Source organism: Pseudomonas sp. PVC-5-1 (assembly GCF_057444345.1).
This window is the reverse complement of record NZ_CM172024.1, coordinates 5,237,753-5,251,073: the sequence shown is the minus strand read 5'-3', so window position 1 is coordinate 5,251,073 and position 13,321 is coordinate 5,237,753. Positions and strand designations below refer to the sequence as shown.

The 13,321-nt window shown below is 64.2% G+C and carries 13 protein-coding genes; 8 read left to right on the top strand and 5 right to left on the bottom strand.

The window, feature by feature from the left end; translation table 11 throughout:
- Window positions 1-88: 88 nt before the first annotated feature.
- A complete protein-coding gene (locus AC2T3R_RS23990; RefSeq protein ID WP_486744362.1) occupies window positions 89-922 on the top strand; it encodes an EamA family transporter in 834 nt (277 codons plus the stop codon).
- A gap of 28 nt (window positions 923-950) precedes the next feature.
- Window positions 951-1,337: an MAPEG family protein gene (locus AC2T3R_RS23985; RefSeq protein WP_015272065.1), complete on the top strand. Its 387-nt coding sequence runs from the start codon at window positions 951-953 to the stop codon at window positions 1,335-1,337.
- A gap of 141 nt (window positions 1,338-1,478) precedes the next feature.
- Here AC2T3R_RS23985 and mltA read toward each other — a convergent pair whose 3' ends face one another.
- A complete protein-coding gene (gene mltA, locus AC2T3R_RS23980; protein ID WP_025340888.1) occupies window positions 1,479-2,630 on the bottom strand; it encodes a murein transglycosylase A in 1,152 nt (383 codons plus the stop codon).
- Between the two features lie 119 nt (window positions 2,631-2,749).
- On the opposite strand from mltA, the gene AC2T3R_RS23975 reads away from it, so the two are divergent.
- On the top strand, window positions 2,750-3,196 hold the full coding sequence (locus tag AC2T3R_RS23975) for a c-type cytochrome (protein WP_084785287.1): 447 nt from the start codon (window positions 2,750-2,752) through the stop codon (window positions 3,194-3,196).
- A 135-nt stretch (window positions 3,197-3,331) separates the two neighbouring features.
- Here the strand turns inward: AC2T3R_RS23975 and AC2T3R_RS23970 are convergent, their stop codons facing one another.
- From AC2T3R_RS23970 to AC2T3R_RS23955, 4 genes are all read right to left on the bottom strand, one after another.
- Window positions 3,332-3,724: a DUF1090 domain-containing protein gene (locus AC2T3R_RS23970; protein WP_003257749.1), complete on the bottom strand. Its 393-nt coding sequence runs from the start codon at window positions 3,722-3,724 to the stop codon at window positions 3,332-3,334.
- A gap of 132 nt (window positions 3,725-3,856) precedes the next feature.
- Complete coding sequence (ligB, locus tag AC2T3R_RS23965; protein ID WP_486744361.1) at window positions 3,857-5,557, bottom strand: NAD-dependent DNA ligase LigB; 1,701 nt, start codon at window positions 5,555-5,557, stop codon at window positions 3,857-3,859.
- Between the two features lie 145 nt (window positions 5,558-5,702).
- The gene (gene metK / locus AC2T3R_RS23960; protein WP_015272060.1) at window positions 5,703-6,893 is read right to left on the bottom strand and encodes a methionine adenosyltransferase; all 1,191 of its coding nucleotides are present in this window, start codon (window positions 6,891-6,893) and stop codon (window positions 5,703-5,705) included.
- An 18-nt stretch (window positions 6,894-6,911) separates the two neighbouring features.
- A complete protein-coding gene (locus AC2T3R_RS23955; protein WP_023661307.1) occupies window positions 6,912-7,904 on the bottom strand; it encodes an ArsR/SmtB family transcription factor in 993 nt (330 codons plus the stop codon).
- Window positions 7,905-8,134: 230 nt separating this feature from the next.
- Between AC2T3R_RS23955 and tkt the strand changes: the two genes are divergently transcribed.
- From tkt to AC2T3R_RS23930, 5 genes are all read left to right on the top strand, one after another.
- Window positions 8,135-10,132, top strand: a complete 1,998-nt coding sequence (tkt, locus tag AC2T3R_RS23950; RefSeq protein ID WP_486744360.1) for a transketolase — start codon at window positions 8,135-8,137, stop codon at window positions 10,130-10,132.
- A 150-nt stretch (window positions 10,133-10,282) separates the two neighbouring features.
- Window positions 10,283-11,344, top strand: coding sequence for an erythrose-4-phosphate dehydrogenase (gene epd, locus AC2T3R_RS23945; RefSeq protein ID WP_013974502.1), 1,062 nt, complete (start codon window positions 10,283-10,285; stop codon window positions 11,342-11,344).
- Between the two features lie 12 nt (window positions 11,345-11,356).
- A complete protein-coding gene (locus AC2T3R_RS23940; protein ID WP_024087831.1) occupies window positions 11,357-12,520 on the top strand; it encodes a phosphoglycerate kinase in 1,164 nt (387 codons plus the stop codon).
- Window positions 12,520-12,771, top strand: coding sequence for a hypothetical protein (locus AC2T3R_RS23935; protein WP_003257743.1), 252 nt, complete (start codon window positions 12,520-12,522; stop codon window positions 12,769-12,771). Before AC2T3R_RS23940 ends, AC2T3R_RS23935 begins: the two co-directional genes overlap by 1 nt.
- Window positions 12,772-12,931: 160 nt before the next feature.
- A complete protein-coding gene (locus AC2T3R_RS23930) occupies window positions 12,932-13,261 on the top strand; it encodes an MliC family protein (protein ID WP_015272055.1) in 330 nt (109 codons plus the stop codon).
- Window positions 13,262-13,321 lie beyond the last annotated feature (60 nt).

The window sequence follows — 13,321 nt, the reverse complement described above, 5'->3', positions numbered from 1 at the left end:
GGGAGCTGGCTTGCCGGCGATTGGGCCGCACAGCGGCCCTCGAACGCTATATAGTCCCAGCCATAAAAAGCCACAAGGATAAGAAGGCGTGCTGGCAACATCCCTGGTGTTGGTCGCTGCCCTGCTGCATGCGACCTGGAATACCCTGATCAAATTCAGCGGCGAGCGCCTGCTGGTGATCGCCAGCATGGATACGGTGGCGTTGGCTTTCGCGGTGCTGGCGGTGCCCTTCGTCGAGGTACCGCCGACTAACATTTGGCCCTGGCTGCTGGCTTCGGCGCTGGCCGAGCAGCTGTACCGCTTCCTGTTGATCCAGGCCTACCGCGTGGGCGACCTGGGGCTGGTCTATCCTCTGATGCGCGGGCTGTCGCCGCTGGTGGTGCTGGGGCTGACCTTGGCCTTTGCCGGCGAATCGCTGAGCCAGCAGCAGATCATTGGCATCCTGCTGATCCCCTGTGGCATGGCCTGCCTGTTGTGGCAGGGCGGTGGCGGTGACCGGCTGCCCTGGTCGATGCTGCCGGTGGTTGCCCTGATCGGCCTGTGCATTGGTTGCTACACCTGGTTCGACGGCCAGGCCGTGCGCTTGTGGGGCAAGCCTTGGGATTATCTGGTATGGCTGACCTTGCTCAGTGCCTGGCCCTTCCCGTTGCTGGCCAGCGTGGCGCGACGTGCGCCATTCATGTTGTTCTGGCGCCTTCAGTGGCGCCTGGGGCTGGCGGTGGGGCTGTGTGTACTGCTCAGTTACGCGCTGGTGCTGTGGGCCATGCACTTGGGGTCGGTGGCCGAAGCGGCGGCGTTGCGGGAGTTGAGTGTGATTCTGGTGGTGCTGCTGGGCATGCGCTACCTGAAAGAACCTTTTGGCGGGCCGAGACTCCTAGCTTGCGGGCTGGTGTTGGCCGGCATGCTGGTAATGAAGCTTTGACCCGAAGACTGAACAAGGAGTCCTGTCCATGACTGTTGCCCTGTGGTGCATCCTGATCGCGCTGCTCTTGCCGCCACTGTGCGCGTTGATAGCCAAGGCCGGTAGTGGCCGCTTCCGACTGCGCGACAACCACGACCCGCGTGCCTTCCTGGATACCCTGTCCGGGCTGCCGCGGCGCGCGCATGCTGCCCAGCAGAACAGTTACGAGGCCTTCCCGGCATTTGCCGCGGCGGTGCTGGTGGCGGATATCGTCGGCAATGCCGAGCAGGTGACCCAGGATGTGCTGGGGGTGATGTACATCACCAGCCGGCTGCTCTACATCATCTGTTACCTGGCTGACTGGGCCATGCTGCGATCGCTGGTGTGGTTTGCCGGGATGGCGATGATCGTGGCGTTCTTCGTGGTTTCCATCTGAGATCGCGTCGCCTTCTTCGCGGGCTCGTCGGACCGCCGCACCGCCGCTCCCACAGGTACATCACAGCCCTTGAATCCTGTGGTGTACCGGTGGGAGCGGCGGTGCGGCGGTCCGACGAGCCCGCGAAGAATCCACCGCCGATCAAGGCACTTTCGGCACCTCGGGCAGCGGCTTGCCCTTGGGCCACAGCATCCAGATCTGCCCCTGCTGCTTCATGTTCCCGGCCAGTTCTCCGGCTTGCGGCCCGGTGCCCCAGAACAGGTCCGCGCGCACCTCACCGGTAATTGCCCCACCGGTATCCTGAGCCCCCACCGGGCGTACCACCGGCGTACCGTCCGGGCGAGTGGTGGACAACCACAGCAAGCTGCCCAGCGGAATCACCTTGCGGTCGATGGCCACGCTGTAGCCAGCGGTCAGCGGCACGTTCAGCGAACCCCGCGGCCCTTCGTTGCTGTCCGGGCGGGTGCTGAAGAACACGTAGCTGGGGTTGCTGGCGAGCAGTTCCGGCACCCGCTGCGGGTTGGCCTGGGCCCAGGCATGAATGGCGCCCATGCTCACTTCTTCCTTCTTCAACTGGCCCTGTTCCACCAGCCAGCGCCCGATCGGCCGGTAGGGGTGGCCGTTCTGGTCGGCGTAACCCAGGCGCAGCTGGCGCCCGTCTTCCAGTTGTACCCGGCCGGAACCCTGAATCTGCAGAAACTGCAGGTCCATCGGGTCGGTCAGCCAGGCCAGCACCGGTGCCTTGACGCCGTCACGGTTGATCACCTCGGCGGTGTCGTAGGGCTTGAGCACCCGGCCATCGAGGCGACCGCGCAGGCGCTTGCCCTTGAGTTCGGGGTACACGCTGGCCAGGTCGACCACGATCATGTCGTCGGGGATGCCGTAGACCGCCACGTGGTTGGTTGCCGATTGGCTCAGGCTGCCAGGGTAGACCGGTTCGTAGTAACCGGTGATCAGGCCGTTGGCATTGTTTTCGGCCGAACGCAGGCCGTATACCTGCAGGTTCTGTTGCAGGAAGGCGCGCACCTGCAAGGCATTGTCGGGCACGCTGGCGGCTGCTTCGCAGGTGCTGGCCCAGACGGTGTCGCGCTTGAGCTTTTCACAGCCGTTGCGCCAGGCCTGGAAGCCCGCCACCAGGTCGCTGTCGCTGACGGCGGGCAAATCCTGCCAGGTGGCATTGGCGTAGGTGGCGATGGCATGGGGCTCGGGTTTGGCGCTTTCTCCACCGTTGCAGCCGGCCAGCAGGGCCAGCGCCGGGAGTGTCCAGGCCAGATGGCGCAGGGCAGATTTCATGAGTACGTTCCTGTTATGGGTGAACACGGATATTCGCCCCTGTTTTTTATGTGGCTATTGGTCTTTCGCCGCTGGACAGCGATACTGGCCGCCCATTTGCGTAAGCCGAAGTGACCGTGATGTTGAAGCGATTGACCGTTGTTCTGCTGGCAGCACTGGCCCTGGGTGGTTGTGACCGGGTTGACCCGAACTCCCCGCTGGGCAAGCGCAAGGTGATCTTCAAGGACATGCTCAAGACCAGCGAAGACCTGGGCGGCATGTTGCGTGGGCGGTTGCCGTTCGACGGGGTGAAGTTTGCCGACGGTGCGCTGAAGCTGGACAACCTTTCGCACCAGCCCTGGCAGCACTTCCCACAGGCGCGTGATGGTGGCGACAGTAGCGCGCGTGCCGAGGTATGGGAGCGTCAGGCGCGCTTTCATGACCTGGCCCGGCAGCTGGAAGGCGTCACTGGCGAACTGGTCGATGTCACCCGCGGCCAGCCGCTGGACGCTGCGCAGTTGAAGGCGCCGATGGACAAGGTCGAAGCGGCTTGCAAGGCCTGTCATTCCGAGTTTCGTAATCATTGATGGCCTGTTGCGACCTCATCGCCGGCAAGCCAGCTCCCACAGGTATCACGCTGCCCTTGAATGCAATGCAGTACCTGTGGGAGCCGGCTTGCCGGCGATGAGGCCAGTAAAGGCAACGCAGTATTCGAATCTCTGTCAGCGATCCAGATCCTCCACCGCTTCCTGCAGTTCCTTGCGCGACTCGGCCAGCTTGTCCTTGCGCTTGTTGATCTTCTCCGAATCGCCTTTCTTCTCGGCTTTCTTCAAGTCCTTTTCCCGCTGCGCCACTTCGTGACGTGCGTCGAGCACCTTCTGCTCACGTTCCTTGCGCAGGCTGGCATCGGTGCAGTTGTCTACCCCTCGCAGTGCCTCTTCAAGCCCTGCGGCCTGTTCGTTGTTGCCGTGGTCACGGGCAATCTTCAACTGGTTCTCGATGGCGCTACGCTTGGCGGCGCAACCGGTCAGGCCGGCATCCGGCTGGGCGGCTTGTACGGCACCAGCGGCCAGGCCCAGTGTCGCGATCAGGAAAAGGGTCGAAATACGTTTCATGAAAAGCCTCCTTGAGGGGGCGGGGCAGCAAAAGTTGGGGGAAATCCTGCCTTGGTTTTGCCCATTTAGAAACCCTTGTTGGGGTTTTCCGGCTTAATCTCGGGATTTTCCTACGGATAAATTGGTAAATAATCATTGCTCGATGCTTTGCTTGTCGATCCGGAATCCGTCGATCCCTGCCTTGGCCAGCTGCGTTGCAATGGCTTGAACCTCGGTGGTCGCAAAAAATCCTGCAAGCTGTCGCCCGCGCTTTTCGCCGATACCGGACATGGCTTGCCATTCAAGGTTTGTGCGGGCAGCAAGCTCCAGCCAGTCGCCTGTCACCTGCATGCCGGTGGGCGTGGGTGCGCCCAGCCCGCGCAGCCATTGGGCAAAGGGCCGTGAGCGGGCTTGCTCGAAACTGCCCAGCAACTGCGCAGCCGTTGCGTCACTGATACCCGCTACCTGGCCCAGGCGCTCGGCATCCAGATGCAGCCAGTCGGTCATCGAGGTCACCAGCCCGGCAGACACCAGTCGGCGCCAGGTGCCGGGGCCGGTGCGCGGCAGGGCCAGCCCCTGCTTGCCGCTGAGCCAGGTGAGGCGGGCAATGAACTGGTCCTCGCAGCCTTCGCTGGCCTGCCAGCAACTGTGGGCATGATGTTGGCCGGGCGCTGGTGCGGTTACCGGTTGGCGCTCGACGGCGCGGTGCACCACTTGCTCCAGGCGCGGGATCGTCAGCCCGGCAAGGCTGACGGCCACCTGGTCACCGGGGCGGATGTCGAGCTTGAGCCAGCGTGCCAGCGAGCCCAGGCTCACCTGGGTGATTCGCCGGTCGTCCAGGGTAACCGGCAGCACGTGCAACACTGGCGTGACCCTGCCTGTGCGGCCAACGCGGAAGCGTACTTCGCGCACTTCGGCCAGGGCCTGCGTGTACGGGTGCTTCCACGCCGCGATCCAGTAGGGTGCCTTGGCCTGCCAGCGCTCGGCCGGCGGCCGGACGCCTTGGCGCAACACCACGCCATCGGTGGCGAAGGGCAGGGGTGAGCGGTACCAGTACTCACGCCAGTGCGCGGCATCGTCCGCTGATTCTATGGCGACGCTGTAATCCTGGCTGTGCGCAAAGCCCAGTTCCGCCAGCTTCGCGAGGCGTTCGGCCTGCTGCTCGGGGCCTTGCGGCCAGTCCCACACGAACAGGCCGATGCGCTTGCCTTGCTCACCACTCAGCTGCTTGCGAGCCAGCAGCCCGGCAACCGTCCCTCGGGCGTTGGCGCTGCCTGCCTGGGCTTGCACATGCGCATCCAGGCGCAGGTAAAGTTCGCCCTGCAGTTGCAGGTCGATGGCCTGGGGCAGCTGCCGGTTGATTGCGTCGAGCAGGGGGATGTGGCGGCTCCAGTCGTGCCCCTGCACGCCGTCCCCCCGGCTGATCAACTGCACCAGTCGGCCCTGTCGGTAGATGAGGGATACCGCTACGCCATCGACCTTTGGCTGCACCCAGACATCGGCCTTGCCGGCCAGCCAGCGTTCTACAGCCAGGCGGTCGGCCAGCTTGTCGACGCCGGTATGCGGCACCGGATGCGGGATTGGCCCGCCAGCGCTGGCCAGCGGGGACGGGGTGGCCGCGATGCCAAAGCATTGCTGCAGGTGCGCCAGGCGCTGGCGGCTCTGGTCGTACAGTTCATCGGCCACCAGTGCGATGCCCTTACGATGATAATGGTCGTCCCAGCGGGCAAGCGTGGCGCGCAGTCGGCTCACTTCAGCCTCGACTTGTTGCGGGTTCCAGGTGGGACATGTGGCGGCACGGGCGAGGGGAGCATTCAACGTCAACAGTAGGGCGAAAAGCAGCATGAGCGGCATGGCCAGCATCCTTGCATGGCGGGTGTGAGCCCTCAGCCTAGGCAGGTAGCGTGCGGGTCGCCATGCAGCGTTTGTCAGCCCATATGTCACAAAAAAGCCCCTGCCGATTGCTCGGCAGGGGCTTTCGTCCAGCACCGTAGGAAACTTACAGGCCGGCAGCGTCACGCAGCGACTGGGCGCGGTCGGTGCGCTCCCAGGTGAAGGTGGTGAAGGTGTCGTCGCCGACCGTCTTCTGCTGCGGGGTACGGCCGAAGTGGCCATAGGCAGCGGTTTCCTGGTACATCGGGTGCAGCAGGTCGAGCATGGTGGTGATGGCGTAAGGACGCAGGTCGAAGCACTCGCGCACCAGCTGGATGATCTTGTCGTCGGAGACCTTGCCGGTACCGAAGGTGTTGATCGAGATGGAGGTCGGCTGGGCCACGCCGATGGCGTACGACACCTGGATCTCGCAACGCTCGGCCAGGCCGGCGGCGACGATGTTCTTGGCCACGTAGCGGCCGGCGTAGGCGGCGGAACGGTCGACCTTGGACGGGTCCTTGCCGGAGAACGCGCCACCACCATGGCGGGCCATGCCGCCGTAGGAGTCGACGATGATCTTGCGCCCGGTCAGGCCGCAGTCACCCACCGGGCCACCGATGATGAAGTTGCCGGTCGGGTTGATGTGGTACTGGGTACCCTTGTGCAGCAGTTCGGCAGGCAGGGTGTGCTTGACGATCAGCTCCATCACGGCTTCCTGCAGGTCTTTCTGCGAAACCTCAGGGTTGTGCTGGGTCGACAGCACCACGGCGTCGATGCCGACCACCTTGCCATTTTCGTAACGGCAGGTGACCTGCGACTTGGCGTCCGGACGCAGCCATGGCAGCAGTTTCGATTTGCGCGCTTCGGCCTGGCGCTCGACCAGACGGTGCGAGAAGCAGATCGGTGCCGGCATCAGCACGTCGGTCTCGTTGCTGGCGTAGCCGAACATCAGGCCCTGGTCACCGGCGCCCTGGTCTTCCGGGCGGGAGCGGTCGACGCCCTGGGCGATGTCCACCGACTGTTTGCCGATGATGTTCATCACGGCGCAGGTGGCGCCGTCGAAACCGACGTCGGAGCTGTTGTAGCCGATGTCGATGATGACCTTGCGCACCAGCTCTTCCAGGTCGACCCAGGCGGAGGTGGTCACTTCGCCGGCGATGATGGCGACACCGGTCTTGACCAGGGTTTCGCAGGCTACGCGGGCGTATTTGTCCTGGGCGATGATGGCATCAAGGACGGCGTCCGAAATCTGGTCGGCGATCTTGTCCGGATGCCCTTCGGACACGGACTCGGAGGTGAAAAGGGAGTATTCGCTCATCTCGAAGGTTCCTGAAATTTACCGATGTTGTATGTCGCCAGCCGTCCGCTGGAAATGGCGGACCTGGATCTGGAAACCGTTACGCAAGCCCACGTACAGGCTGTCCCCGGGGGCCAGCCCGGCGGCGTTGGCCCAACGGGCCAGGTCGTCCTGTTCGAAGCCAAGCCACAGGTCGCCGCAGGCTTCGCGCGCCCACCCCTGGTCATGGCTGCACAGTTCGGTTACCAGCAGGCTGCCGCCTGCCTTCACCCGTTTGGCCAGCTGGCGCAAGGCCAGGGCCGGGTCGCTGAAATGGTGCAGCACCATGTTCAGCACAACGCAGTCGGCGGCCACATCCGTTGCACCCAGTGCATCGGCCAACTGCAGGTTCACATTGTCGAGCCCTTCGCGCTTGCACACCTGGCGCGCCAGTTCAAGCATGGTCGGGCTGTTGTCCAGGGCGGTGACCTGGGCGAAGCGCCGGGCCAGGTCGGGCAGGAAGCCACCGTCACCGGGGCCGACCTCCAGGGCGCTGGCGGCCGGGTCGAAATTCAGTTTGTCGAGCAGCGCCAGCAGGCTTTCGCGGTACTGCGGCAGGCCGGCGATCAGGTCTTGCTGGGCGCGGAACTTCTCTTCCACGCGCAGGAAGAAGTCCTGGCTGGTGGCTGCGCGGCGTTGCTGCACCTGGGCGATACGCGCCTGCACGTCAGGCGGAAGAGTCAGGTCGTCCACCTCTTCGAGCAGCGCCGCGTGCAGCCGACCGCCTAGGCGCAGGCTGTCGGGCAAGGCGCGGCGGTAGAAGATGGCATTGCCCTCGCGGCGGGTCGCCACCAGCTCTGCCTGGGCCAGCACCTTCAGGTGGTGGCTCATGCCCGATTGGCCCACATCGAAGATCTGCGCCAGCTCCAGCACGCCGAACGAGTCGTTGGCCAGGGCGCGCAATACGTTCAGGCGCAACTCGTCGCCACTGGCTTTGCACAGGGCAGCCAATGCTTCGCGTTGCTCGGGGATCGATTGCGCGCGGAGGTTCATGGTGCGGCAGTCTAGACAGGCATCGTTGCCCTAGCAAGGGCAATATCAAAAAGTTTTGATATTGAGTGATGAGCGGGATGGTTCGCCCGGTTTTACTCCCGAATTGAATGCCAATCGCAGGAAAATCCCCCGACTGTGACCATACGTCATTGCCCCAAGCCCCCCCAGTGGGCGAAAATGGCCGCCTTTTTTTGTGACACCACCTATTCAAGCCCCCTAGGAGATCAGCGATGCCCAGCCGTCGTGAACGTGCCAACGCCATTCGTGCCCTCAGCATGGATGCCGTGCAAAAGGCCAACAGCGGCCACCCAGGTGCCCCCATGGGCATGGCGGATATCGCCGAAGTGCTTTGGCGCGACTATCTGAAGCACAACCCGAGCAACCCGAGTTTCGCCGACCGTGACCGCTTCGTGCTGTCCAACGGCCACGGTTCGATGCTGATCTACTCGCTGCTGCACCTGACCGGCTACGACGTCACCATCGATGACATCAAAGGTTTCCGCCAGCTGCACAGCCGCACCCCGGGCCACCCGGAATACGGCTACACCCCAGGCGTGGAGACCACCACCGGCCCGCTCGGCCAGGGTATCGCCAACGCCGTGGGCTTCGCCCTGGCCGAAAAAGTGCTCGCCGCCCAGTTCAACCGTGATGGCCATAACATCGTCGACCACCACACCTACGTGTTCCTCGGCGACGGCTGCATGATGGAAGGTATCTCCCACGAAGTCGCCTCGCTGGCCGGCACCCTGGGCCTGAACAAGCTGATCGCCTTCTATGACGACAACGGCATTTCCATCGACGGCGAAGTGCACGGCTGGTTCACCGACAACACCCCGGCGCGCTTCGAAGCGTATAACTGGCAGGTGATCCGCAACGTCGACGGCCATGACGCCGACGAGATCAAGACCGCCATCGAGACCGCCCGCAAGAGCGAGCGCCCGACCCTGATCTGCTGCAAGACCATCATCGGTTTCGGCTCGCCGAACAAGCAGGGCAAGGAAGACTGCCACGGCGCACCGCTGGGCAACGACGAAATCGCCCTGGCTCGCAAGGAACTGAACTGGAACCACGGCCCGTTCGAAATCCCGGCCGACATCTATGCCGAGTGGGACGCCAAGGCTGCCGGTGCCAAGGTTGAAGCCGACTGGAACCAGCGCTTCGACGCCTACGCCAAGGCCTACCCGGAGCTGGCTGCCGAGTTCAAGCGCCGTGACAGCGGCGAGCTGCCGGCCGACTTCAGCGAGAAGGCCCAGGCCTACATCAACGAAGTGGCCGCCAAGGGCGAAACCATCGCCAGCCGCAAGGCCAGCCAGAACGCCCTGAACGCCTTCGGCCCGCTGCTGCCGGAGTTCCTCGGCGGTTCGGCCGACCTGGCCGGTTCCAACCTGACCCTGTGGAAGGGTTGCAAGGGTGTCGAAGCCAAAGACGCCAGCGGCAACTACGTGTTCTACGGCGTTCGCGAGTTCGGCATGACCGCCATCATGAACGGCGTTGCCCTGCACGGTGGCCTGGTGCCTTACGGCGCGACCTTCCTGATGTTCATGGAATACGCCCGTAACGCCGTGCGCATGTCGGCGCTGATGAAGCAGCGCGTGATCCACGTCTACACCCACGACTCCATCGGCCTGGGCGAAGACGGCCCGACTCACCAGCCGATCGAGCAGCTGACCAGCCTGCGCAGCACGCCGAACCTGGACACCTGGCGCCCAGCCGACGCGGTGGAATCCGCCGTGTCCTGGAAAAACGCCCTGGAGCGCAAGGACGGCCCTTCGGCGCTGATCTTCTCGCGCCAGAACCTGCAGCACCAGGACCGCGACGCCCAGCAGATCGCCGACATCAGCCGCGGCGGCTACGTGCTCAAGGACTGCGCCGGCGAGCCTGAGCTGATCCTGATCGCCACCGGTTCCGAAGTGGGCCTGGCTGTTCAGGCGCACGCCAAGCTGACCGAACAAGGCCGCAAGGTGCGCGTGGTTTCCATGCCGTGCACCAGCGTGTTCGATGCCCAGGACGCTGCCTACAAGCAGTCCGTGCTGCCGCTGGAAGTAGGTGCGCGTATCGCCATCGAAGCCGCTCACGCCGACTTCTGGTACAAGTACGTCGGCCTGGAAGGTCGTATCATCGGCATGACCACCTACGGTGAGTCGGCGCCGGCTTCGGCACTGTTCGAAGAGTTCGGCTTCACCCTGGAGAACATCCTCGGTACTGCCGAAGAGCTGCTGGAAGACTGATACAAGGAAGGCGAGGGCCTTTGGCCCTCGTTCGCGGCACAAGGCCGCTCCTACAGGGTATTGCGCACGCCGTCCCCTGTAGGAGCGGCCTTGTGCCGCGAATGGGCTGCGCAGCGGCCCCGTTCAACTGCCGGAGTTCAAGAGCTACCTATGCCCCACCTGCGTCCCTACAAAGTTGCACTCAACGGTTATGGCCGTATCGGCCGCTGTGTCCTGCGCGCGCTGTTCGAGCGGGGGGCAAAGGCCGGTTTCGAGATCGTCGCGCTGAACGACCTGGCCGACCAGGCCAGCCTGGAATACCTGACACGCTTCGACTCCACCCACGGGCGTTTCCCCGGTGAGGTGAAGGTCGATGGCGACTGTCTGCATATCAATGGCGACTGCGTGAAGGTGATGCGCAGTGCCACCCCCGAAGGCATCGACTGGGCCGCCCTGGACATCGACCTGGTGCTGGAGTGCTCCGGCGCCTACCACACCCGCGCCGATGGCCAGCGCTTCCTCGACGCCGGCGCGCCTCGGGTGCTGTTCTCGCAGCCGATGGCCAGCGAGGCCGATGTCGATGCCACGGTGGTCTACGGCGTCAACCAGGCCTGTCTGACTGGCAACGAGCGCCTGGTGTCCAACGCCTCTTGCACTACCAACTGCGGCGTGCCGCTGCTGCGCGTGCTGGACCAGGCATTCGGTATCGAGTACGTGCAGATCACCACCATCCACTCGGCGATGAACGACCAGCCGGTGATCGACGCCTACCACCACGAAGACCTGCGCCGCACGCGTTCGGCCTTCCAGTCGGTGATCCCGGTGTCCACTGGTCTGGCGCGTGGCATCGAGCGCCTGCTTCCGGAACTTGCCGGGCGAATCCAGGCCAAAGCGGTACGCGTACCGACCGTCAACGTCTCGTGCCTGGACATCACCCTGCAGACCGCCCGCGATACCAGCGCGGCCGAAGTCAACCGGGTGCTGCGCGAGGCAGCGCTGGAAGGCCCGCTGAAAGGCTTGCTGGCCTACACCGAGTTGCCCCACGCCAGCTGTGATTTCAACCATGACCCGCATTCGGCGATCGTCGATGCCAGCCAGACCCGTGTTTCCGGCCCTCGCCTGGTGAACCTGCTGGCCTGGTTCGACAACGAATGGGGGTTCGCCAACCGTATGCTCGACGTTGCCGAACACTATCTGCACGTCGTCCACCCAACCCGCAACAAACAGCCCTGAAGGACTGCATTCATGACCGTGTTGAAGATGACCGACCTCGACCTGCAAGGTAAGCGCGTACTGATCCGCGAAGACCTCAACGTGCCTGTGAAGGACGGTGTGGTAGCCAGCGACGCGCGTATCCTGGCAGCGCTGCCGACCATCAAGCTGGCCCTGGAGAAGGGCGCGGCGGTAATGGTCTGCTCGCACCTGGGCCGCCCGACCGAGGGCGAGTTCTCTGCCGAGAACAGCCTCAAGCCAGTCGCCGACTACCTGAGCAAGGCCCTGGGCCGCGACGTACCGCTGGTTGCCGACTACCTGGACGGTGTCGAGGTCAAGGCTGGTGACCTGGTACTGTTCGAGAACGTGCGCTTCAACAAGGGCGAGAAGAAGAACGCCGACGAGCTGGCGCAGAAATACGCCGCCCTGTGCGACGTGTTCGTCATGGACGCTTTCGGTACTGCCCACCGTGCCGAAGGTTCGACCCATGGTGTTGCCAAGTTTGCCAAGGTCGCTGCTGCCGGCCCGCTGCTGGCAGCCGAGCTGGATGCCCTGGGCAAAGCCTTGAAGGCCCCGGCCAAGCCGATGGCGGCCATCGTTGCCGGTTCCAAGGTCTCCACCAAGCTGGATGTGCTGAACAGCCTGAGCTCGGTATGCGACCAGCTGATCGTCGGTGGTGGCATCGCCAACACCTTCCTTGCCGCAGCCGGCCACCCGGTAGGCAAGTCGCTGTACGAGCCTGACCTGGTCGATACCGCCAAGGCCATCGCTGCCAAGGTCAGCGTGCCTCTGCCGGTCGATGTCGTGGTTGCCAAGGAGTTCGCCGAGAGCGCCGAAGCCACCGTCAAGGCCATTGCCGACGTTGCCGCTGACGACATGATCCTGGACATCGGCCCGCAAACCGCAGCCAATTTCGCCGAGCTGCTGAAGTCGTCGAAGACCATCCTGTGGAATGGTCCGGTCGGCGTGTTCGAGTTCGACCAGTTCGGCAACGGCACCAAGGTGCTGGCCAAGGCCATCGCCGACAGCGCCGCGTTCTCCATCGCCGGTGGCGGTGACACCCTGGCTGCCATCGACAAATATGGCGTTGGCGCCGATATCTCCTACATTTCTACCGGTGGTGGCGCCTTCCTCGAATTCGTCGAGGGCAAGGTACTGCCGGCCGTGGCGATCCTGGAAGAGCGGGCCAAGGCCTGATGACGTCGGCGCTTGGCAAAGGGAGCGGCCTGATGGTCAAGCAATTGCCTGTGATGATGCTGGCTGGCCTGCTGAGCGCATGCGCCGGCAGCCCGGCCTCGGATACCGACCCGGCGCAGCCGCCCAAGGGCGGTTGCTACCAGTCCGAGTGGCAGGCCGAGACCGTGCCGGTCATCAGCAAGCGCGTGGGCCCGGAAGGCCTGGAAAAGTACGACGAAGACCACCAGCGCAAGGCGCCGGGTTGCCCTTGATCGGGTAACAGGCAACCTGAAGGCTGATTTGTGGTCTTGAGGTAGGGGCCGCTGTGCGGCCCTTCGCGGGCTTGCCCGCTCCCACAGGTACAGCGCTTGACCTGTGGGAGCGGGCAAGCCCGCGAAGGGCTGCACAGCAGCCCCCAATCGAGGAAACTGAATGAAAGCGCTTTTGGCCGTGACGGCCCTGGCGACACTGGCAGGATGCTCGCTGCTGAAGCCGGCGCAACCCGCTCCGGCAGACGACTGGACCCGCTGGGTCTGCGACACTCAGGCTGAAGTGCTGTGGCGCTTCGCCGATGTGCAGCGCGATCAGGTCGATGTGCGCCTTGGTGGCGGCGACCAGGTCTACCGGCTCAAGGCCGAGCCGGGTGCCTCGGGTGCGCTGTACAGCGATGGCATGCTGGCCTTCCATACCAAGGGCGAAGAAGGCCTGGTGTACTGGGTGGCAACCAACGATCTGATTGGGCGGGGCTGCAAGGCACCGTGACTGGCCGGGCCGCGAGGGTGGCCCACACTACTTGAACAGCAACCGCCCCTGCGGCAGGCT